Here is a 21,918-nt window from a genome sequence, read left to right as displayed (position 1 = left end):
GAAAATTAAACAACTGTATTGATGGAAGTTTGACTTTATAAAAAGCAATTTCACCTTACTTTGCCGCGGTTGCTCGTTCAAAACTTCATTATACTTGTTTAAAACAGTCTAAGTCTACTCTTCGTTTTAATTATAAGCGAAAAAATGTCTATTACCAATTCATTTCAACTACGTTCACACTCCTATTTATTTCGCATATATCAAGATGTATAACAAAAACATTATCTTAATTTTAATTATTGCTGAAAACTTTATTTTCTATAATTTTATATGGGCATTTATCCATTTTATAAAGATATTACACCAATAATTTTTTTACTCATACTTTGTTAGTAGAAATTAATAGTGAATTTTCATCACTCTACGATAAGGGAGGTCTTTTAACATGTTCGGATTTCCACAGATGCCCCCAACTCCTACACCAACACCGTCACCGTTCTCATTTTTCCAACGACCTATTCCTCCATCTTTACCACCTGGAAATTTCCCAGGTGCTGCTGGAATGGGGAGAGGAGGCGGAATATTGTCCCGAATATTTGGTGGCGGAGCAAGAAATTTGGGAAATATGGGCAATATGAGTAATTTAGGTAACGCAACTCCTATGGGAAACTTAAATAATCTTGGAGGCTTTGGTGGGTTTAGCCGTTTAGGTAATTTTGGTAATGCAGGTCAAGCAGCAATGAGTGGAATGCAAGGAATACCTGGTATGCAAGGAATACCTGGTATGCAAGCAGCACAAGGTGTTGCTAATCCATCAGGACTTTCAGGCTTTTCAGGAATACTTGGCAATTTGCAACGAGGATTAAAAATGGCACAATCTGTTGGCCCGATGGTTCAGCAATATGGTCCGATGGTTAGAAATATTCCATCAATGATCAAGCTATATCAAGAATTGTCAAATAGTGATGATGTAACCGACGAATCATCTAATGAAAACGAAGAAGAAACGACAACTGAGCTTGAAACAAATGAAGAAGCTGAAGAAACGACTGAAACAGACGAAATTATTAAACCAGCGCAACCATCTGACACTCCTGCTAGTATATCTGTAAAAAAAGACGACATTAAAGATGAACCACAAGAAGAAATAGCAGATGATACTTTGGATTTAACTACAATTGGAACGCCCCCACCTAAAAAAGAAATAAAAACGAAATCATCGCAGCCAAAGTTATATATATAACCTTATCTTTATATCGAAACAGCTTAGTTCATAATCAACGCTAATTTCATCAATTCATAAAATTAACGTCGTCACATAATTAAAAGTTTATATAGAATGCTTCCTCTTTAATGCTTAATCAGTTTTGATAAGTATTAAAGAGTTCGTTTATACACCAGTTAAGATGAGATAACTTTTTTAATCTATTGACTGGTGTTAACTTTGAATTCCACATCACTCTCCTTTATAATGAAATTATTGTAAGCTTATCTTTTCACATTAATTCATCATAAACAAAACCCTTAGCTTGAATAACAAAACTCAATCGTAGGAAATAGATGAAGAGATATAAGTGGAAGGTAGAGGAGGAACTTTAATGGAAGTGATTAAGATAGCACCCCGCGGTTACTGTTACGGGGTTGTTGATGCGATGGTTATTGCTCGTAATGCAGCTTTAGATAAAACATTACCACGTCCAATTTATATATTAGGAATGATTGTCCACAATTCACATGTTACTGAAGCGTTTGAAGAGGAAGGTATTATTACACTCGACGGGAAGAGTCGACTTGACTTATTAGATGAAATTAATGAAGGGACAATCATTCTGACTGCACACGGAGTCTCTCCTGAAGTGAAAAAGCGCGCACATGAAAAGGGACTCACTGTTCTTGATGCAACTTGTCCTGACGTTACGAATACACACGATTTAATTCGCCAGAAAGAACAAGAAGGATATGAAGTTATTTATATAGGTAAAAAAGGTCACCCTGAACCAGAAGGAGCGATCGGAGTTGCTCCTGATATCGTGCACCTTGTCTCGAATATCGAGGACGTTGCCTCATTAGAACTTAATTCTAGTAAACTAATTATTACTAATCAAACAACTATGAGCCAATGGGACGTACAAGACTTAGTAGAAGAAATAATAAAAAAATATCCACATGCTCAATTCCATCGAGAAATTTGTATGGCCACACAAGTAAGACAAGAGGCTGTAGCGGAGCAAGCAAAACAAGCTGATGTAACACTAGTTGTTGGTGATCCTAGAAGCAATAACTCAAACCGACTTGCTCAAGTATCTAGAGAAATTGCAGGTACACCTGCATATCGAATTGCAGATATAAGTGAACTGAACTTAGAATGGTTAAAAGATGCAAAAAAAGTTGCTGTGACAGCTGGAGCATCCACTCCAACACCTATCACGAAAGAAGTTATCAAATTTATAGAGCAATTTGATTTAGAAGATGAAACAACATGGGGTACTGAACATAAAGTGTCATTAAATAAAATATTACCTAAAATTAAACAAAAAAAATCATGAAATTCTTTAATTTAGAGTAATACCACTTTCATACATCAAGCATAAATGAAACCATCACAAATTAGACATATATAATTTTCTATACATTTTAAAGAAACTACCGAACCTCCTATAGATATAAGGACTTCGGTAGTTTTTCATATGCTAACTGAACGTAAGCAAAATTTTATACAAATTGAAACGGATCAGTATTCAACTTCGATGTAGTAATGAGTGTCTCATATTTTTTCTCTTCAATAAATGTTTGTAGAATATTGCGAACGCCTTCTTTCATAACCTTTTCTACATTATGTCCAGGGTCTACAATATTAAGATTCTCCATCATCGCGTCGTGGGCAACATGGTAATACATATCACCTGTCACATATACATCAGCACCTTTAAATTTCGCTGACTGCCAATATTTATTACCATCTCCACCGAGAACAGCAACTTTTTTCACTATTGAATCTAACGAACCGACAACTCTTACTCCCTTTACATCAAATGATTGTTTTACATGTTTAGCAAAATCACTTAATGTCATAGGCTCTTGTAATAACCCAATTCGACCTAATCCAAGCACCTGACCTTTATTTTCAAGAGGTAAAATATCATATGCCGGCTCTTCATAAGGATGTGCTTTCAACATAGCTGACACAACTGCTTTAATTTTTGAGCGTGGAACAATCGTTTCAATTTTCACTTCATTAACTTCTTCAATTTTTCCTTTTGTTCCTATAAACGGGTCGGTTTGTTCACCAGGCAAAAATGTACCCATACCATTTGTATTGTATGTACAATGACTATAATTGCCGATATGTCCTGCCCCAGCTGTTCCTAGTACCTCACGAATAATTTGCGCATGATCTTCAGGCACAAAGACAATAAACTTCTTAAGTTCATCTTCATAGGTTGGAACTAGTACCTCTGTATCAATAAGTCCTAATGCATCCGCCATTAGGTCATTGACTCCACCATTTGTTACATCAAGATTCGTATGCGCTGCGTATACTGCAATATCATGCTTGATTAATTTTGTTATAATTTTACCTTGCCCTTGGTCAATAATTAGCTTCTTAATAGGACGGAAGATAAGAGGGTGATGAGCAATGATTAAATCGACACCTTCTTCAATTGCTTCATCGACTACCTCATCTAACACATCTAAAGCTACCATTACTTTACGAACCCTTTTGTTTAATGTTCCTACTTGCAAACCTATTTTATCTCCTTCAACAGCTAATGACTTTGGAGAAAATTGTTCGAAAGCTTGAATGATTTCTTGTGCACTCGCAAGTTTCTTCACTTTAAAGAACCCCCTCAGCTAATTGAATCTTCTTATTAATGTTATTTTTTCTTTCTAGAAGTGTGTCACTTTCATCAGCATCTTCCATTTGTTTCATAATTCTTTTCCAATTTTCAAGCTCATGAGCCCATTTTTTTCGGAAAGCTGGATGCTTCTCTTTTAATAATAGTGGACCAAACAATAACATAGCTTCCTCATTTTTTTTATATAGTTCTTTATCCTCGCCTTTTTCAGCAGTTAAAATTTCATATATCTTATCGTCTTCTTCTAGGATTTGCTCTCTAATCAAAGTCCAACCATTTTGTCTTAGCCATAGTCTCACAAATCTTGAACCAACATTAGGTTGTAAAATTAAACGCTGTACACCTTTTAACTTATCTTTACCTTCATTTAAGATGTTCGATATTAATTGGCCACCCATTCCAGCAATAATTACAACTTCCACTTCATTCGGTTCGATTACTGCCAAACCATTACCCTTGCGAACAGAAATATGATCAGTTATTCCACAACGTTTGACTTGGTTTACAGCTGATTTCAATGGGCCATCATTTACCTCTCCAGCAATTGCACCTTTAATCATGTTATTCAAATAAGCATAACAAGGTAAATAAGCGTGATCAGAACCAATATCAGCCACCACTGTATTTTTAGGTATTTCTTCTGCTACTGTTCGTAATCTCATTGATAATTGCATCTCATTCATTTTTTTCACCATCACTATTTTTTCTTTTTTTCTACTATCACTATCATATAAGTATAAATGAAGGTTTGCAAAATGTTCCTTCATACTATAAATGTTAAGAAAGCATTCATTATATATATTTGTTTCTATACATTACTTAACTACATAAAAAAGCTTTTTGTCCAAAAAGAGACAAAAAGCTTTTTTATTGTACGATTATTTTTTCTCAGCAAGCCATTCAGCAAGCATCGTCGCTGCTTCTCCTTGTGCAAGGCCGCCAGGCATGCTACCTTGTCCATTTTCAATAACACCTTTAATCTCATCAGCAGATAAACGGCTACCAACATCTACTAATGCAGGACCTACTCCGCCTTCAAGGTCATTACCGTGACATGATACACATGATGCAGCATAAATTTCTTCTGGGTTTGAAGGTGTTGCTTGTTCTTCAGCTGCTTCTCCACCTTCACCAGGTGGGTTACTTAATCCGTATCCAGACAAACCAATGATAAGAATAATACCAAGAGCCATCGTGATTAAGTAAGGAACAATTGGGTTACGATTCATTCTCTTTCCTCCTTATGTAAACATCCATTCCCTTTAAATTCGCACTGCATGTACTTGCGCGAAACGATAGATTAAAACACCTATATTTTACTGCAAATACTCGTTCTAGGAAAGGGGGTAGGCTTAAGTTCTTAATATTTTTATAAAATGTTCAACTAAATGACATATTATACAGTTGAAATTTAAATAAATGCGCGAAAAAATAAAAAATATAAAAATTTTTATACACATTATATTAATATATTACAATAAAATTACCTATATAGTAAAGGATATTCAAATTTACAAAAAATTATATGAAACTAATAAAATTGCACCTGATATTCCTGCAATAGTTAAATACGTTAACTTCATCTTCCATCCAGCGAATGTCCATAAGCTGCAGTTACTAAGGATAACTGTAATTAACAACCATTTTTCTGCACTAATAAATATTGTTGTGAGATGCACACTCCATAGAAATAAGACAAGTGCTCCAATAATAATTGGAAAATGAACGAATTTGCTTTTTTTACGATAATAAATATATCCACTACTTAATGATATAATGTTAAAAAATACAAAAATAGAGATTTGCAAAAAATGAGATAATTCAGTAAAATAAATGACAAGAAATGTTATTGGTAATTGTGATACGAGCAGTAACATAAATAAATATAATGGAAGATTATTCAAACTACGTTTCTTCCTCATACCGTCTTTCACTGGCTCCTGCTCTTCCTCACCTTCAGTGTATAAATGCAATAAAAAATCACAATATTGCACGGGTAGTAGATTATGCGCTTTCCAATAACGAATCTCTCTTATAATTGTTTCTTTTCGGTCATTCAACATAATCACCTCAAAAGATGTATTGCTAACAGTCTCATTAATTCGAAAAATACTCTTGAAGCTACCTTCGAAAAATAGTTATTAATAAGAATTTATAGTTTTTTCTATGTATAAATTTAAAGTTACATCAAAGAATCGCTTCAGGTTCTGGTAATGTTCGTTTAACCCAATTTATGACGATTAATTTTCTCAGAAAAAATAGTTTACTCCACCACTCATGAAGTAAACTATTCCCAAAGATATTTATTCTAAGAAGTCTTTCAAACGTTTGCTTCTACTTGGATGACGAAGTTTGCGTAGTGCTTTTGCTTCAATCTGACGAATCCGCTCACGTGTTACACCGAAGACTTTACCTACTTCTTCAAGTGTTCTAGTTCGACCATCATCTAAGCCAAAGCGCAAACGAAGAACATTCTCTTCACGGTCTGTTAGCGTATCGAGTACATCCTCAAGTTGCTCCTTTAATAATTCATATGCAGCAGCATCTGATGGTGATTGAGCTTCTTGGTCTTCAATAAAGTCGCCTAAATGGGAATCATCTTCTTCCCCAATTGGTGTTTCAAGAGAAACTGGCTCCTGAGCAATCTTTAAGATTTCACGGACTTTATCTGGAGTTAGCTCCATCTCTTTACCAATCTCTTCAGGTAAAGGGTCACGTCCTAAATCTTGGAGTAGTTGACGTTGTACACGAATCAATTTATTAATGGTTTCAACCATGTGCACTGGAATTCGAATTGTTCTTGCTTGGTCTGCAATAGCACGTGTAATAGCCTGACGAATCCACCATGTAGCATATGTGCTAAATTTATAACCTTTTTCATAATCGAATTTCTCAACTGCTTTAATTAAACCCATATTACCTTCTTGAATTAAATCTAAAAATAGCATACCTCGACCTACGTATCGTTTTGCAATACTAACAACGAGACGAAGGTTCGCTTCTGCAAGGCGACGTTTCGCCTCTTCGTCACCTTGTTCAATGCGTTTTGCAAGCTCAATTTCCTCTGCTGCTGATAGTAAGTCGACTCGACCAATTTCCTTCAAGTACATACGTACTGGGTCATTAATTTTAATTCCTGGTGGAACACTTAAATCATTTAAGTCAAACTCTTCTTCTTTATCTAACTGTTGCATCTTTGGATCATCTTCTGACTCACCGATTACTTCGATACCCTTCTCTTCAAGGTTATCGTAGTATTCCTCCATTTGATCTGAATCTAATTCAAAGGCTGACAAACGTTCTGCAATCTCTTCGTATGTGATTACACCACGTTTTTTACCGATTTCCAACAGTTGTTCTTTAACTTGCTCTAATGTAAGTTCATTCTCTACATTTTTTGAACGAGCGCGTTTTTCAGCCATTAGTTCGCCTCCTTCCAACATTCCAAAACACTCGAAAAGCTAATTGCTATATTAGGTCTACTACTTCATTTTATGCTTTTCGATATTTATAGCCACTCAGGGATTTATCATTATTTACAGTGATGAACGCTTAAGTTGCTTCTTTAGTTCATGCATTTTCATTGCAATCTGGGCAGCCATTTCAAAATCTTGCAACCGCTCAGCTTCTCTCAATTCACGTTCAATATGCTGTATTTCTTGCCACTTAGGATGATTTAAAATCAATCGAATATAATCTTCTAAGGCCTCATCAGAAACCTCTTCACTCACGTCTAACATCGCAATATCTGAAACCAGATTACGAATTTGCTCATCTTCAATCCTTTGCATAAAATCTCCAATATCTAACCTATCACTTTCTTCATAATACCCATACAGCATAACAGCAATTGCGTTATGTACATCGATATTAAATGAACAACCCACTCGCTCTTGAACTTTCTCTGAAATTAAATAATCTTGAAACATGTGAGCAAGTAAATATCGTTCAGCATTATGAAATGCTGGTAATAATTTTTTTTGTATTAATAAAGGCTTCTGTTGCTTATTATCTCTTTGGAATGATTGATTATCCTTTGACTTACGTAATTGATAATAAATGCGACGTTGCTCATCTTTTAGCGTATCTAATGACATTGAAAACTCATCTGCTAATTGATTTAAATAATGCTCTCGCTCAACTGCTTTCGACAAATTCGCAACTTCTGTTAATACCTCTTCTATATATTGGATACGATCTCCTGCCTCTTGAAGATTTTTTCCTCTTCGAAGCATGCGCATTTTATAAGACATGTACGTGACACTTGCCCCTATTACACCAGTTTGAAAGCTTTCCGCTCCATATGCTCTGATGTAGTCATCAGGGTCCATTGACTCCGGTAATAAAGCTACCTTTACTTGACATCCTACCTGCTGCAGAAGCTTTGCAGCACGGTCAGAAGCAGTGATACCTGCGTCGTCACCGTCATAACATATAATAACGGTGTCAACTGTTCGACGGAGTATACCTGCTTGCTCTTCAGTTAATGCAGTGCCGAGTGTTGCAACTCCATTATGTACACCAGCACTCCAAGCAGCAATCACATCTACATAACCTTCAAACAAAATGGCTACGGATTCTCTACGCATTGCCTTTCTTGCAAGGTGGAAACCATATAACGTTTGACTTTTTCTAAATATCGGACTCTCAGGACTGTTTAAATACTTAGGTGAATCGTCTCCTATTACTCGTCCACCAAATGCAATTGTTTCTCCTCGGTAATTCCATATCGGAAACATAATTCTATGTCGAAAACGGTCAACTGCTTCACCATCTTGTCTTGTTGCCAGAATACCTGCTTCTGTCATTTTATTTAAAGAATAGCCTCTTTTTTTTAAAAAGATAGTCGTTGACTCCCAAGAGTCCTGAGCGTAACCAAGACCAAACGTTTCAATTACGTCCCTTGTAAAGCCCCTATCATCTAAATATTCTAGACCTTCCCGACCGTCTTTTGTATTTACGAGCAAATGATGGTAATATTTCTTTAAGAGGTCAAATGCTTTTCGGATTTCATGATTGGCTCCTTCAGAAGGTGTACTCTCTTCTGAACGTTCCATAAGTGGTAGTTCAGTATTACTACGTTTTGCAAGGTGTTGTGCTGCTTCGATGAAATCGAGTCCTTCAATGTTCATGATGAATGTAAGAACATTACCTCCTGAACCACATCCGAAGCAATGATAAATTTGCTTTTCAGGAGCAACAGAGAAAGATGGTGTGTTCTCACCATGGAATGGACATAATCCAAAATAATTACGCCCTTGTTTTTTCAATTGAACATATTCAGAAACAACATCAACAATGTCATTATCTAATCGAATTTTTTCAATAAGTTCTTCAGGTATACGATTTGCCATGAAACTTTCACAGCCTTTTGTTTATTCGTGATTTATTTTTAAATTCCTTCAAATTTCGACAAAGTTTTTTCAAGTTTTATTCGAAATGCCATTCTGTCTTCATTTGTGAATGGTTTTGGTCCTTTACCATATTTACCTGCACGTCTGTTTTTCGCATGAATATAACGTGAAAATAGTGCAGATTCAATATTACTCTCCTCATACTCTTTTCCTCTAGGAGACAAAACATAAACATGTCTCTTTAAGAGTATACTTGCTAAACCAATGTCTTGTGTAATTGCTATATCATTTGAGTTGACATGGTTCATAATATATAGATCTGCCTCTTCTTTATTTGTATCAACATACACCCATTTCCCACCTATAGATTCATTTGCCATATGATTATAGGAGGATACAAAAGTTACGCTCGTTTCAAATTGTGAAGCGATTTCGAGTATGTCATTTTTGACTGGGCATGCATCTGCATCTACAAAAATCGACCCTATTCTTTTACCATATCTCTCTATTCTACATCCCTCCACATAATCCTTCTTTGAAATGCATGTTTTAAATTTCTGAATTTCATTTTACCCAATAATCATATCTGTGAGGATTTTCCTAATTTGAAATCAAAGTATTCTAACATACATATACGTTTTTATCTAGTTTATTCCTTATTTCAAAACTCTAAACCCTCAAGATTCATTTAAATCACAATTTTTCATTATAATATACTTTTTTATGTTTGGCTATTACTTTTTATGTTTATTCAGTAATCTTCTTTTTCATTCATTTGAAGAAAGAGAAAAACACAGTTTGATCGACTGTGTTTTTCTCTTTTAATTTCAGAAGTTGAATACCAAGTGAATAAGTCCTTAAATAAACTTATATCTACGTTTCAAATTATTTATTAGCTTGATTATGAATAATGTTTAAAATGACATTTGCAGTTTCTTCCACTGCTTTATTTGATACATCAATAGTTTTACAGTCAATTCGCTTTACTAACTCGTTAAAATAATTTAACTCTTCCTTTATGCGTTCAATATTGGCATAACTTGCTTTGTCATTCAATCCAAGTGCCTTTAATCGTTCTTTACGAATGGAATTTAATTTTTCTGGGCTAATGCACAAGCCAATACATTTATTAGGATCGACCTGAAAAAGCTCTTCTGGGGGTTCAACCTCTGGAACAATTGGTACATTTGCTACTTTTAAACGTTTATGTGCTAAGTACTGTGAAAGTGGTGTCTTGGAAGTTCGTGATACCCCTACTAACACAAGGTCAGCCCGTAAAATGCCTCGCGGATCTCTTCCATCATCATACTTTACTGCAAATTCAATTGCTTCAATTTTACGGAAGTATTCCTCATCAAGCTTATGTATTAATCCTGGTTCTTGACTTGGGTCACGATTATATACATTTTGCATTTCATCTACCATAGGGCCAATGATATCAACTGCTGGCACTCCCACTTTTGCTGCTTCCTTAACTAAATATTCTCGTAACTCAGGTACTACGAGAGTAAAACCAATGATAGCATCACGTTCTTTTGCCATTGTTATGACTTCTTTCAAAGTTGCCGTATCTTCTACATATGGCACTCGCTTAATATCAATGCCAAATGAATTAAACTGGCTTGCAGCAGCTTTAACTACAAGTTCTGCCGTTTCGCCGACGGAATCAGAAACGACATAGACAATTGAATGATTCATTCCGTCTCCATTCCTTTCTATCAATGTTGTTGAGTCACATTTCTATATCATTTCATCTTTTGCAAGATCAAGCAAGGCTTTTGTCATATTTGTTTTTGTAATTCTTCCAACAACCTCAAGCCCATTCTCTGTTTCTTTAATAACGGGTACTGAATCTATTTGTTTCTCGATGATCTTCATTGCAACGTCAATTAATAGATCATCCTTTTTGCAAATAGAAATGTTAGGCATCCTAGTCATAATTATGTTAACTGGAATTGCATCGAGATCACGCTTCCCGATACTTGCCCGTAATAAATCTTTACGTGATAGGACACCCACCAGTGAACCATTCTTGTCTATTACGAAAAGTGTGCCAACATCCTCTAAAAACATCGAACAAATTGCATCATAAACAGATACACTTTCTTCTACGACAACTGGAATGGATTGATATTCATTTACACGTATTTTTTTGATTTTCTCAGTTAATAATTGAGAGCCCGTTTTACCTGTATAGAAATAACCGACACGTGGCCTTGCTTCAAGATATCCAGCCATCGTTAAAATCGCTAAATCAGGGCGTAACGTAGCCCGAGTTAAATTTAAGCGTTCTGCAATCTGCTCACCAGTTATTGGGCCATTATCCTTAACAATTTGCAATATATGCTCTTGACGTTTATTTAGTTGGATCGTTCTCACCACCTTCGAACTGACAACATTTTCTCTTATAAATATTATAACCCAATTGCCATTTGAGCGAAACAATATTACACACTAATATATAATAAGGATATACTTTTATATACACTACTTTACTTATTAGCTAACCATTACTATCAGTGTAAAAAAGCCTGTGCTGAGACAGGCTTTTTTACAGTTCATTATTTGTTAATGTACCACTCACAATACATATAAGTTTACATTATTTAAACACAATCTCATTAAAATGAGCAAATGAAACGATTGTTTCAGAAATTGCCTTCATAAAACCAAGGCGATTTTCACGAACTTTCTCATCATCATCCATAACCATAATATTGTCAAAATAAGCATCAATTGAAGGTTTTAATGAGCTAAGATTTGTAAATGCGGCTTCAACATCCCCATTTTCAATTGCTTCAGTTAACACTTGTGCTACTAGTTCATACGATTTATATAAGTCATGCTCTTGTTTTTGTTCAAAAAGTTCTACATTATACGTTTTATGATCTGCTTTCTTAGAAATATTCGTAATACGACTCAATGCTGCAACCATTTCTTTGAAAGCTATTTCATCTAATTTTGCATTCAACAATTCAGCTTTTTTCAACGTGATATGAGGCATTTCGATTGGTCCAGCAAGTACCGCATCAATTACATCATAACGAATTCCTTTTTCCTGTAAAATGTTTTTCAAACGAAGTTTGAAGAAATCAATCAACTCTCTTTGCACTTCATTACTATCACGTTTTAACAATTGAAGGTTATTCATTTGTTTCACTGCAGCTTGTAACAGCTGTTCAAAATGGAAGGACCACTCTTTTTGGATTAATATTTGCATAATTCCTGCACCTTGACGTCGAAGTGCATATGGATCTTGAGAACCAGATGGAATTAATCCAATGCCATAACATCCAACAATTGTATCTAACTTATCTGCAATGCTTACAATCGCTCCAGTTTCAGACGTTGGAAGGTCATCATTTGCTGATCGTGGCATGTAATGTTCATTAACTGCTTTCGCAACTGTTTCGTCTTCACCAAACATACGTGCATATTTCTCACCCATCACACCTTGTAATTCTGTGAATTCATAAACCATGTTCGTTACAAGGTCAAACTTACAAATTGCTGCCGCACGATCAACTTTCCCTTGTATCATTTCACTCACTTCTGCTAAAGAACTAATCTGCCCAGATAGATTACGGATGCGACGAACCTTATCTCCAATCGTGCCTAATTCTTCATGAAATACTGTTGAGTCAAGACGTTTCAAAGCTGATTCAATCGTCATCTTCTGATCTTCCTCATAGAAGAATTGACCATCTGCTAAACGCGCTCGTAGAACTTTCTCATTTCCTTTTGCAACCTTATCAAGCGCATAGTCATTTCCATTACGAACCGTAATAAAATACGGTAAAAGTTGACCAGATTCATTTTTCACTGGGAAATAACGTTGATGCTCCTTCATAGACGTAATAAGTACTTCTTCAGGAAGCTCTAAAAATGATTGATCAAATCCTCCGAATAATGCTGTTGGATATTCCACAAGATTATTCACTTCTTCTAACAAACTCTCATCAACACCAATGCTCCAACCATTCTCTTCTTCAAGTTGCCTGAATTGATGACGAATCATTTCTTTACGGGCATGTGCATCAACAATTACATATTGTTCTTGAAGTTTCTCAACATATTGAGACGGTTCTTCAATCATGATTTGCTCACCAAGAAAACGATGTCCTTGTGAAATGATTCCAGTTTGTACATTTGTTATTTGAAAAGGAACAGTTTTTTCTCCAAATAAACAAATGATCCATTTGATTGGACGAGCATAACGCAGTTGATTGGTTCCCCACCTCATATTTTTAGGGAATGTTACATTCGTTATAACATCTTTTAATTGTGATAGGAGTGAAAATGTAGCTTGCCCTTCTGAGTAAGTCTTTACGAATACATACTCTGTACCTTTAACTTCTTTAAAGAAAATTGCACTTGGGTCTACGCCTTGACCACGAGCAAAGCCTTGTGCAGCCTTCGTCCAGTTCCCTTCGTCATCAAGAGCAATTTTTTTAGCTGGTCCACGCGCTTCATCACTAACATCTTCTTGCTTTTCAGACACACCATTTACGATTACAGCTAAGCGACGAGGTGTAGAATATGCCTTGATATCTTCAAAAGATATACGATTATCAGCCATCCAATCTGCTACCTTATCACGAAGTTGATTCATCGCATTTGTTACAAACCGCGCTGGTAATTCTTCTAAGCCAATTTCTAATAGAAAATCTCTTTTACTCATGATTTGCTTCCTCCTCGCCTTTCAACATTGGGAACCCTAAGCGTTCACGTTCTTCAACATACGCCTTAGCAATTTTCCGAGCTAAATTACGTACGCGACCAATGTAACCAGTACGTTCTGTTACTGATATCGCACCTTTTGCATCAAGTAAATTAAATGTGTGAGAACATTTTAAAACATAATCATAGGCTGGGAAGACAAGTCCCTCTTCCACAATACGCATTGCTTCTTTCTCATAAGTATTAAAGAGATTAAACAGCATATCTTTATCTGACATTTCAAATGTGTACTTAGAATGCTCAAATTCTGGTTGATAGAAGATATCACGAACAGTAACACCGTCAGTCCACTCAAGGTCAAACACATTCTCTTTATCTTGAATATAAGATGCAAGACGCTCTATTCCATATGTAATCTCAACAGATACAGGTTTAGCTTCTAACCCACCAATCTGTTGGAAATAAGTAAACTGAGTAATTTCCATGCCATCAAGCCATACTTCCCATCCAAGACCTGCTGCACCTAAAGTGGGATTCTCCCAGTTATCTTCTACAAAGCGAATATCATGTTCTAGCGGATTAACGCCTAACGCCTCTAGTGACTCTAAGTACAATTCTTGAATGTTATCTGGAGAAGGTTTCATGATAACTTGAAATTGATGATGTTGATATAAACGGTTTGGGTTTTCACCATAACGACCATCAGCTGGTCGACGTGATGGTTCAACATATGCCACATTCCACGGCTCTGGACCAAGACTACGAAGTAAAGTCATTGGACTCATCGTACCTGCACCTTTCTCAACATCATAAGCCTGCATAATAATACAATTTTGATTAGACCAATGTTCTTGTAACTTTAAAATCATTTGTTGAATATTCATAATGCCACCTCCAAAATTTTTACACTAAAGTGTATATAAAAAAAGTTTGAAAAAGCAAGTAATTTTGTAAGACATAACTTATCGAGCAATATAAAAACTCTCGTCCCTATGCTCGGTAATACAAGCATAGGGACGAGAGTTTTCCCGCGGTTCCACCCTATTTGCCTTCGATACTGAAAGCCACTTTATTAGAAATGCTCCAGAGCGCCTTTCCTTATTCCTTTAAGACCTGGCTCTCACCACCCCAGACTCGCTTATTCAAAGGTTAATAAGTACTCTTCTCTTTCAACACATATATTAAAATTATCTTTTATTGAATAACAATTACTGTACTCTATCATTTTCTCTCTGAAATCATACATAATTGCGTATCTATTGTCAACTTTCATTTGGAAAATGTGTCAATTGTTCGAGAAAACGTCTTGACTTTAAATAAATACCGCTATGTGCGTCATAATAAGCATTGATTAATTCTTTAAGCTCATTTTTTGTTTTCTGTTGAACAGACACATCCCCTAACCTAGCTATATCAAAAGTATAAAATATGCGGATTAATTTTAACGTTGCTGCACTAACTGCCATACGATACGGGTCAATAGAAAAACACCGATGACACAGAAAACCGCCTTCTCGTACTGAGAAGGCGAAAGTCCCTTCCGTATGTCCACAATTTACACAACTGTCTACATGCGGTGGAATCCCAGCTACGTCCAACATCTTAATTTGGTAGATATTCAATAATATGTCTATATCTACCCCTTCATGCATATACATTAACGTTTGATTAAGCAACTCAAAGATAAACGGATTAGAACGCTTCTCTTCAGTTAACTTATCTGTGAGTTCTGCTATATATGCTGCATAAGCTGTCTTAAAAATATCTTCTCGTATACTTCGGAATGACTGGATGATTTCTCCTTGCTGCATTGCTCCCATACCATTACCTTTTTGTACGAGATAACTTCCATACGTGAAAAGTTGTGTAACGGAAGTTAACCGACTTTTGGGCTTCTTTGCACCTCTAGCCATTACTGCAATTTTCCCTAAGTCACGTGTATAAAGTGTAACAACTTTATTCGTCTCCCCGTAATCATTGGTACGGATTACAATCCCTTCTGTTTTAGAATACACACATGTCACCATCCATCATTCAGAAAACTTGGGTCTCTCACCACAACATATTAATGTTTACTTAATATTTATTTTATGTCGTTCAACTTTTATTCCCTTTTACATTTCCAACTACAAAGTTTCCCCTATGAAAAAGGAGTTTGTATCTCTGCCAGCTCTTCACTTTCATCTTCGGGTCCGATACTGTCTCTCTCAATTTCTTTCATGAGAAGATATATCCCAAGGTCACCAGTTTCGCTAAAAATCTTCCAAGTCAAATCCAACAAAAGAGACCCCACCTTTCATGATTTTTAGAAGATGTTCAAAAAGTTGATCCCACTTTTAAACAATCCGTTTAATACTAGCTGAAACTCTTACCCTTTCTAATAGGTTGACCTTTGCAGCTTGAAAGATGTAAGAGAATATTTGTTAATCATCCCTTAATCGGGTATGTTGAACTTTTATTTTTTAACTGCATAAATGAAAAGCACTCAAAAAGATACCATTTATGAAGATTTAGTAGTCTTCATCACGGTAACCAAAGTCATTCAAGAGGATGTTTTTATTACGCCAATCCTTTTGCACCTTAACGAATAACTCAAGATACACTTTTGAGCCTAACATTGCCTCGATGTCTTTGCGTGCTCGTTTTCCTATTTCCTTTAGCATCGATCCTTGCTTACCAATAATAATTCCCTTTTGAGAAGAACGTTCTACAATTACCGTTGCAGCAACATATACCGTATTTCCATCCCCTCGACGCTCCATCGAATCAATGTAAACAGCAATTGAATGTGGTACTTCTTCACGTGTTAAATGTAATACTTTTTCACGAATGAATTCAGATACAATAAATCGTTCAGGATGGTCTGTAACTTGATCAGACGGATAGTATTGCGGACCTTCTTCCATATAGTCAGTAACTTGATCCAATAATGTTGATACATTGCTTCCTTCTAATGCTGAAATCGGTACAATCTCAGCAAAATCATATAATTCCTTATATTGAGAAATAAGTGGCAATAAATCTTCTGGATGCACTTGATCAATTTTATTCAAAACGAGAAAGACAGGATTTTTTGTCGACTTTAACCATTCAATAATATATTTGTCTCCCTTACCTATCCCCTGATCCACATTCACCATAAACAAGATTAAGTCAACTTCTCTTAATGTTGTTTGAGCTGCCTTAACCATGAAATCTCCAAGCTTAGATTTAGGTTTGTGAATACCAGGTGTGTCAATGAAGACAATTTGACTTGAATCTGTCGTATAAACGCCTTGAACCTTATTTCTCGTCGTTTGAGCTTTATCACTCATTATTGCAATCTTTTGACCGATTACTCGATTTAGAAATGTTGATTTACCTACATTTGGTCTCCCAATAATGGAAACAAAACCTGATCGAAACTGATCGTTATTCATTTAAATCCTCCACTGAAAATGCTCCTGGTAGAAGCTCTTTTACCGTTGTTTCTTCTACATCACCTTTTAAGTTTGTCAAATAAACTGGCATATCAGCAGGACAAAGCTCGGATAATACTTGACGACACGCACCACAAGGCGGCACTGGACGCTCTGTATCTGCAACAACAGCAACTGCTTCAAACTCCTTATCGTCTTCAGAAATGGCTTTAAAGAGCGCTGTACGTTCTGCACAGTTACAAAGGCCATAAGATGCATTTTCAATGTTACAACCCTTATAAATTGTACCTTTACTTGATAAAAGTGCTGCACCGACTTTAAATTTAGAATATGGTGTATATGCTAATTCACGAGCTTCCTTTGCTGCATTTATTAGTGTTTGTTTATCCATTAATAACAGTCCTTTCAATACGATGAAATATCTTATGATGTAGGCAGTAGCTTTACCAAGTTTCTTGCTGTCTACCCTTCTATTCTACATCAAGTTAAAGTTGTTTACATCACAAGTTCGTGACGAAATTAATAAATGGGCGGTAAAAAATGACGCATCCAATGATGAACGAAATAATTGCAAACCAGAGTACAGCTGCTGCTGCAATATCTTTCGCTTGTTTCGCTAGTGGATGGTATTCTTCTGTAACTAAGTCAACCACTCTTTCTATTGCAGTGTTCAATAACTCTAAACTAACCATTCCTCCAATTAAAATGAAGATAACTATATAATCGTTCCTAGGTAGTTCAAGTATCCACGCACCTATCATTACAAGAGTACCTGCAATAAAGTGAATCTGCATATTTTGTTCGTTTTTAAGGCTATTAAAGAGCCCTTGAAATGCATACCCAAAGCTTCTAACAAGTCGATGATATCGCTTACCTAGTGAGTCCATAACCTTCAAGAATTTCCTTTTGTCTTGCGAACATTTCTTTCTCATCACGTTCATTCATATGATCGTAACCTAATAAATGTAATAAACCATGAACACATAAGAAACCTAACTCTCTACTAAATGAATGTCCATATTCATCAGCTTGTACTTTTGTAGTTTCAACTGAAACAATGATATCTCCTAACACTCTTGGCATGTCCATCCCTTGGATTTCCATCTCACCTTCTCCTAATTCTTCAAGTGCAAAAGATATAACATCAGTCGGTCTATCTTTATCACGATAGTCTCGATTAATTGTTTGAATTTCTGCATCATCAACAAATGTTACAGAAATCTCCGCATCCTCTTCTACTCCTTCTTGCTCAGCTGCGTATCGTAATAATTTCTCTACTTGCTCAAGATCAGATTCATTAACAAATCCATTCTCATCTATAAAATCAATATTCATGCTTGTTTCACCTTTTTCTCCTGAATTTCAGGGTATTCTATACGCGAATGAAATATCCCATTTAATGTTTCACACATCGTTTTTGCTGCAATGTCGATCTCTTTTAAAGTGAGATCACATTCATCAAATTGTCCATCTTGCAATCGATCAGATATTATATTTTTAACTAAATTCTCTATTTTTTTTGGAGTCGGATTAGACATCGAACGAACCGCCGCTTCTACACTATCTGCTATGCCAACAATCGCCGATTCTTTCGTTTGAGCTTTCGGCCCTGGATAACGAAAGTCATCTTCACTTACATCTACTGAATTTTCTTTTGCCTTATGATAAAAATATTTTAACAGCGTTGTACCATGATGTTGTTCTGCAATGTCTATTATTTCTTGCGGTAACCGATGTTCTTTTAACATACTTGAACCATCATAAGGATGCGCTGTAATAATTGTTTTACTTAGTTGAGGTGCAATATTATCATGTGGATTTTCCATGTTCATTTGATTCTCAATGAAAAATCGAGGTCGCTTTGTCTTACCTATATCATGATAAAAAGCACCTACTCGTGCAAGAAACCCATCTGCACCTATTGCCTCACATGCTGACTCCGACAGGTTTGCAACCATAATACTATGATGATAAGTACCAGGAGCCTCTGTTAAAATTTTTCGAAGTAATGGATGATTAGGGTTAGATAATTCAATTAGCTTCATCGTTGACAACATACCAAAGCCAGCTTCAAAAAATGGCATTAAACCTAATGTTAGTACAGCTGAAAGAAAACCCGATAATACAGCCATTGTTAAATAACTACCAACTTCCATACTCGTATATTGTCCATTTTTAATCATGAACAAAGATGAAATGACAATCATATTGGCAGCCGAAATGTAAAAACCAGCTTGTAAAATTTTCGAACGGCGATTATGCCTTCTCAAGAAAACAACACCAGACATACCACTTAAAAAGATATATACTCCAATAATATAGTTAAATGGTTCTACAGTTTCTTCATTGAAAATTAAACTTCCACAAATAGCTAAAGTCATACTTGTTAGTATAGCTAACCGTTCGTTAATTAACATTTTCACGAGCATCGTAGCCATCGCAACAGGCACTGCAAATCCAATTACAGAAAAATGTTGGAACAAACTCAAAATCTTCATTAATCCAATTATAATGGCATAGATCAAAAAATATAAAAACAAGTATTTGTTGAAACTATGTGAGTCATTTTCAACTTCACGAAGAAAGTTAAGTGTTACCATTACAACGCTTCCAATTAATAAAACTAATCCAATATAAGGCAACGGATGAATCGTTTCATCTAGTAATCCTACTAAATCAAGTTGACGATATACATCCCTATCAATCGTCTGTCCTTCTTTCACAAGTACTTGTCCAGCACGAATTTTAACAGGCTCAACAGACTCCATTGCCTCTTGTTTCTTCTCTGCAGTACCTTTAACGTCATAAACATAGTTTGGAATAATTGCGTACTGACCAATTACTACCATTGTTTGTTTTAAGTCAGATGGAAGGTTTACGTTTCTTAAATCATTTGCAATAATTTCTTTCTTCTCACCTTCTTCACCAACAGATATACGTTCCTTCATTATTGCTTGTACAGCCGTTATTGTCGTATTCTTTGCAGTATCTAATTGAGCAAGAGAAGAAGTTAATAGATATGTCAACTCCTGATTGGTAAAAACTTGGCTAAATTCCTCACCGATGTCTTTTTGTAATACTTCTAGTTGTTTATCTAACAACACATCTTCAGAATCACTCTTCACACGTATTGCTGAATCAAAAATATCTGATACGATATCAACACGATTTTGAGCATATTCCGTTTTTAAAATATACTGATCCTCAACTGCAGCATCAGCCTCTTGACGTTTACGAACAGTTAACTCCCAATCCTCAACTGTAATCGGTGAGAGAATATCTTTATTTGACACCGAATAGAGTGTAACATTCAATCGCTCTGGTTGAATGTTACTGTATAACGAGACATACAATACAACACATAGAAGTAAATATAAGCTAATTGTGACAATTCGTTTATTTTGAACCTTACGGAAACTATCTTGCAACCACTTTAGTATGTTCATATTGCACTACTCCTCTTCCCCAAATGGTAGGCAGATCTTGAAGTTAGTAATTCTGATTCTAACAGTATGTGCTAATTAATTACACTCTGCATTAAGTTTATAATCAATTGGACAATTAAGCTAGAGGAACAGAAACTTGCACAAGTAAAAGTATTATTCATTCTATACTTAGGCTTAATAAATTTTCTTCGTTTGTAGAGCTGTTCACTTCAGTTAACATGTGATAAAGAGAACCCAACGAAACAAAAGTTCCATTGGGTTAGATTTCGCTTTGTTCATATGCTTCTATTATGCTTTGTACAAGCGGGTGACGCACAACATCTGTGCGTTCAAGATAGAGAAATGCAACCCCAGTTGTTTTATTCAATATTCTTTCTGTTATTGAAAGACCAGATACAACACCTTTGGGTAAGTCTACTTGTGTCCGATCACCAGTAACAACCATCTTTGATTGAAAACCAAGTCGAGTCAAAAACATCTTCATTTGCTCTGGTGTTGTATTTTGAGCTTCATCTAAAATAACAAAAGAATCATCTAACGTACGACCACGCATATAAGCAAGTGGAGCAATTTCTATCGTACCTCTCTCAATTAATCTTTGAGTTTGTTCTGCACCTAAAACATCATTCAAAGCATCATATAACGGACGTAAATATGGATCAACCTTTTCCTTCAAATCACCTGGTAAGAAGCCTAGGCTTTCTCCAGCTTCTACTGCGGGACGAGTTAAAATAATACGTTTTACCATCCCTTTTTTTAAAGCATCTACAGCCATAACAACTGCCAAATATGTCTTCCCTGTACCAGCAGGTCCAATTCCAAAGACTAAATCATTCTTTTTCATTGCAGAAACATATTTTCGCTGACCAAGTGTTTTAACACGAATCGGTTTTCCTTTTGCATTTCTAGTAATTTCTTGTTCAAATAGCTCTGTAAATTGGTCTAACATACCTTGTTGACTAAGCTGAACAGCATATACAATATCACGTTCAGAGATGTTTGCACCTGAACGGATTACTTTCAATAACTGATAGAGGCAATCTTCAACGAGTTTAACTGTTTTTTGCTCACCAGCAACTCTAATTGAACCTCCCCTTGTTACAATTGAAATATTAAGTTTTTCTTCAAAAATCTTCAAATGACGATCACCTGCACCAAATAAGGCGAGTGCTTCATTAGAGTTATCAATTTGTAGATCAATTGTATGTAAATCGTTCACCAT

The 21,918-nt window shown here is 35.6% G+C and carries 21 protein-coding genes and 1 other annotated feature; of the genes, 2 read left to right on the top strand and 19 right to left on the bottom strand.

Annotation, left to right across the window (positions count from 1 at the left end; genetic code table 11):
* The first annotated feature begins 385 nt into the window (after positions 1 to 385).
* Positions 386 to 1,183, top strand: a complete 798-nt coding sequence (gene vrrA / locus BFG57_RS04580) for a VrrA/YqfQ family protein (protein ID WP_069716295.1) — start codon at positions 386 to 388, stop codon at positions 1,181 to 1,183.
* A 355-nt stretch (positions 1,184 to 1,538) separates the two neighbouring features.
* Positions 1,539 to 2,486, top strand: a complete 948-nt coding sequence (locus BFG57_RS04575) for a 4-hydroxy-3-methylbut-2-enyl diphosphate reductase (protein ID WP_069716294.1) — start codon at positions 1,539 to 1,541, stop codon at positions 2,484 to 2,486.
* Positions 2,487 to 2,652: 166 nt separating this feature from the next.
* On the opposite strand, the gene BFG57_RS04570 is transcribed toward BFG57_RS04575, so the two are convergent.
* The 19 genes from BFG57_RS04570 to BFG57_RS04480 form a co-directional block, all read right to left on the bottom strand.
* Positions 2,653 to 3,774, bottom strand: coding sequence for a Nif3-like dinuclear metal center hexameric protein (locus BFG57_RS04570; RefSeq protein ID WP_069716293.1), 1,122 nt, complete (start codon positions 3,772 to 3,774; stop codon positions 2,653 to 2,655).
* A gap of 1 nt (position 3,775) precedes the next feature.
* Positions 3,776 to 4,480 carry a tRNA (adenine(22)-N(1))-methyltransferase gene (locus tag BFG57_RS04565; protein WP_069716292.1) on the bottom strand — a complete coding sequence of 235 codons (705 nt, stop codon included), beginning with the start codon at positions 4,478 to 4,480 and terminating at the stop codon, positions 3,776 to 3,778.
* Between the two features lie 195 nt (positions 4,481 to 4,675).
* Positions 4,676 to 5,026 (bottom strand): cytochrome c550, encoded by a 351-nt coding sequence (gene cccA, locus BFG57_RS04560; protein WP_069716291.1) that lies wholly within the window; start codon positions 5,024 to 5,026, stop codon positions 4,676 to 4,678.
* 282 nt (positions 5,027 to 5,308) lie between these two features.
* Positions 5,309 to 5,857, bottom strand: a complete 549-nt coding sequence (locus tag BFG57_RS04555; RefSeq protein ID WP_425388469.1) for a hypothetical protein — start codon at positions 5,855 to 5,857, stop codon at positions 5,309 to 5,311.
* Positions 5,858 to 6,100: 243 nt separating this feature from the next.
* Entirely contained in the window at positions 6,101 to 7,219 is a 1,119-nt protein-coding gene (rpoD, locus tag BFG57_RS04550) for an RNA polymerase sigma factor RpoD (RefSeq protein WP_069716289.1), read from the bottom strand.
* 114 nt (positions 7,220 to 7,333) lie between these two features.
* A complete protein-coding gene (gene dnaG, locus BFG57_RS04545; protein ID WP_069716288.1) occupies positions 7,334 to 9,151 on the bottom strand; it encodes a DNA primase in 1,818 nt (605 codons plus the stop codon).
* 38 nt (positions 9,152 to 9,189) lie between these two features.
* A complete protein-coding gene (locus BFG57_RS04540; RefSeq protein WP_069716287.1) occupies positions 9,190 to 9,675 on the bottom strand; it encodes a YaiI/YqxD family protein in 486 nt (161 codons plus the stop codon).
* Between the two features lie 361 nt (positions 9,676 to 10,036).
* On the bottom strand, positions 10,037 to 10,849 hold the full coding sequence (locus BFG57_RS04535) for a pyruvate, water dikinase regulatory protein (RefSeq protein ID WP_069716286.1): 813 nt from the start codon (positions 10,847 to 10,849) through the stop codon (positions 10,037 to 10,039).
* Positions 10,850 to 10,891: 42 nt separating this feature from the next.
* Positions 10,892 to 11,530 carry a transcriptional regulator CcpN gene (gene ccpN, locus BFG57_RS04530; RefSeq protein ID WP_083249074.1) on the bottom strand — a complete coding sequence of 213 codons (639 nt, stop codon included), beginning with the start codon at positions 11,528 to 11,530 and terminating at the stop codon, positions 10,892 to 10,894.
* A 223-nt stretch (positions 11,531 to 11,753) separates the two neighbouring features.
* Positions 11,754 to 13,832: a glycine--tRNA ligase subunit beta gene (gene glyS, locus BFG57_RS04525; protein WP_069716284.1), complete on the bottom strand. Its 2,079-nt coding sequence runs from the start codon at positions 13,830 to 13,832 to the stop codon at positions 11,754 to 11,756.
* Positions 13,825 to 14,715, bottom strand: coding sequence for a glycine--tRNA ligase subunit alpha (glyQ, locus tag BFG57_RS04520; RefSeq protein WP_069716283.1), 891 nt, complete (start codon positions 14,713 to 14,715; stop codon positions 13,825 to 13,827). The genes glyS and glyQ overlap by 8 nt, the downstream gene beginning before the upstream one ends.
* Positions 14,716 to 14,840: 125 nt before the next feature.
* Positions 14,841 to 15,013, bottom strand: a binding site (T-box leader).
* A gap of 80 nt (positions 15,014 to 15,093) precedes the next feature.
* Complete coding sequence (gene recO, locus BFG57_RS04515) at positions 15,094 to 15,846, bottom strand: DNA repair protein RecO (protein ID WP_069716282.1); 753 nt, start codon at positions 15,844 to 15,846, stop codon at positions 15,094 to 15,096.
* 125 nt (positions 15,847 to 15,971) lie between these two features.
* Complete coding sequence (locus tag BFG57_RS04510) at positions 15,972 to 16,109, bottom strand: YqzL family protein (protein ID WP_342670275.1); 138 nt, start codon at positions 16,107 to 16,109, stop codon at positions 15,972 to 15,974.
* Positions 16,110 to 16,341: 232 nt separating this feature from the next.
* Entirely contained in the window at positions 16,342 to 17,250 is a 909-nt protein-coding gene (gene era, locus BFG57_RS04505; RefSeq protein ID WP_069716280.1) for a GTPase Era, read from the bottom strand.
* The gene (locus BFG57_RS04500; protein ID WP_069716279.1) at positions 17,243 to 17,641 is read right to left on the bottom strand and encodes a cytidine deaminase; all 399 of its coding nucleotides are present in this window, start codon (positions 17,639 to 17,641) and stop codon (positions 17,243 to 17,245) included. The genes era and BFG57_RS04500 overlap by 8 nt, the downstream gene beginning before the upstream one ends.
* A 109-nt stretch (positions 17,642 to 17,750) precedes the next feature.
* A complete protein-coding gene (locus tag BFG57_RS04495; protein WP_069716278.1) occupies positions 17,751 to 18,137 on the bottom strand; it encodes a diacylglycerol kinase family protein in 387 nt (128 codons plus the stop codon).
* A complete protein-coding gene (ybeY, locus tag BFG57_RS04490; RefSeq protein WP_069716277.1) occupies positions 18,121 to 18,585 on the bottom strand; it encodes an rRNA maturation RNase YbeY in 465 nt (154 codons plus the stop codon). Before ybeY ends, BFG57_RS04495 begins: the two co-directional genes overlap by 17 nt.
* Positions 18,582 to 20,696 (bottom strand): HD family phosphohydrolase, encoded by a 2,115-nt coding sequence (locus tag BFG57_RS04485; protein WP_069716276.1) that lies wholly within the window; start codon positions 20,694 to 20,696, stop codon positions 18,582 to 18,584. The genes ybeY and BFG57_RS04485 overlap by 4 nt, the downstream gene beginning before the upstream one ends.
* A 259-nt stretch (positions 20,697 to 20,955) precedes the next feature.
* On the bottom strand, positions 20,956 to 21,918 hold the full coding sequence (locus BFG57_RS04480) for a PhoH family protein (RefSeq protein ID WP_069716275.1): 963 nt from the start codon (positions 21,916 to 21,918) through the stop codon (positions 20,956 to 20,958).

Origin of the sequence: Bacillus solimangrovi, assembly GCF_001742425.1 — a bacterium.
In the GTDB taxonomy this organism is placed as follows: Bacteria; Bacillota; Bacilli; order Bacillales; family Bacillaceae_N; genus Bacillus_AV; species Bacillus_AV solimangrovi.
Note: the sequence above shows the minus strand (reverse complement) of the source record. Positions and strands in the feature narration are given on the sequence as shown.

What these genes read in the sequence shown, in the direction of transcription:
- BFG57_RS04565 (WP_069716292.1), bottom strand. Translation starts at nt 4,480, where the DNA reads ATGAATGAGATGCAATTATCAATGAGATTACGAACAGTAGCAGAAGAA.
- dnaG (WP_069716288.1), bottom strand. Translation starts at nt 9,151, where the DNA reads ATGGCAAATCGTATACCTGAAGAACTTATTGAAAAAATTCGATTAGAT.
- glyS (WP_069716284.1), bottom strand. Translation starts at nt 13,832, where the DNA reads ATGAGTAAAAGAGATTTTCTATTAGAAATTGGCTTAGAAGAATTACCA.
- era (WP_069716280.1), bottom strand. Translation starts at nt 17,250, where the DNA reads ATGAATAACGATCAGTTTCGATCAGGTTTTGTTTCCATTATTGGGAGA.
- BFG57_RS04485 (WP_069716276.1), bottom strand. Translation starts at nt 20,696, where the DNA reads ATGAACATACTAAAGTGGTTGCAAGATAGTTTCCGTAAGGTTCAAAAT.
- BFG57_RS04535 (WP_069716286.1), bottom strand. Translation starts at nt 10,849, where the DNA reads ATGAATCATTCAATTGTCTATGTCGTTTCTGATTCCGTCGGCGAAACG.
- glyQ (WP_069716283.1), bottom strand. Translation starts at nt 14,715, where the DNA reads ATGAATATTCAACAAATGATTTTAAAGTTACAAGAACATTGGTCTAAT.
- ybeY (WP_069716277.1), bottom strand. Translation starts at nt 18,585, where the DNA reads ATGAATATTGATTTTATAGATGAGAATGGATTTGTTAATGAATCTGAT.
- rpoD (WP_069716289.1), bottom strand. Translation starts at nt 7,219, where the DNA reads ATGGCTGAAAAACGCGCTCGTTCAAAAAATGTAGAGAATGAACTTACA.
- vrrA (WP_069716295.1), top strand. Translation starts at nt 386, where the DNA reads ATGTTCGGATTTCCACAGATGCCCCCAACTCCTACACCAACACCGTCA.
- BFG57_RS04480 (WP_069716275.1), bottom strand. Translation starts at nt 21,918, where the DNA reads ATGGTGAACGATTTACATACAATTGATCTACAAATTGATAACTCTAAT.
- BFG57_RS04500 (WP_069716279.1), bottom strand. Translation starts at nt 17,641, where the DNA reads ATGGATAAACAAACACTAATAAATGCAGCAAAGGAAGCTCGTGAATTA.
- cccA (WP_069716291.1), bottom strand. Translation starts at nt 5,026, where the DNA reads ATGAATCGTAACCCAATTGTTCCTTACTTAATCACGATGGCTCTTGGT.
- BFG57_RS04495 (WP_069716278.1), bottom strand. Translation starts at nt 18,137, where the DNA reads ATGGACTCACTAGGTAAGCGATATCATCGACTTGTTAGAAGCTTTGGG.
- BFG57_RS04575 (WP_069716294.1), top strand. Translation starts at nt 1,539, where the DNA reads ATGGAAGTGATTAAGATAGCACCCCGCGGTTACTGTTACGGGGTTGTT.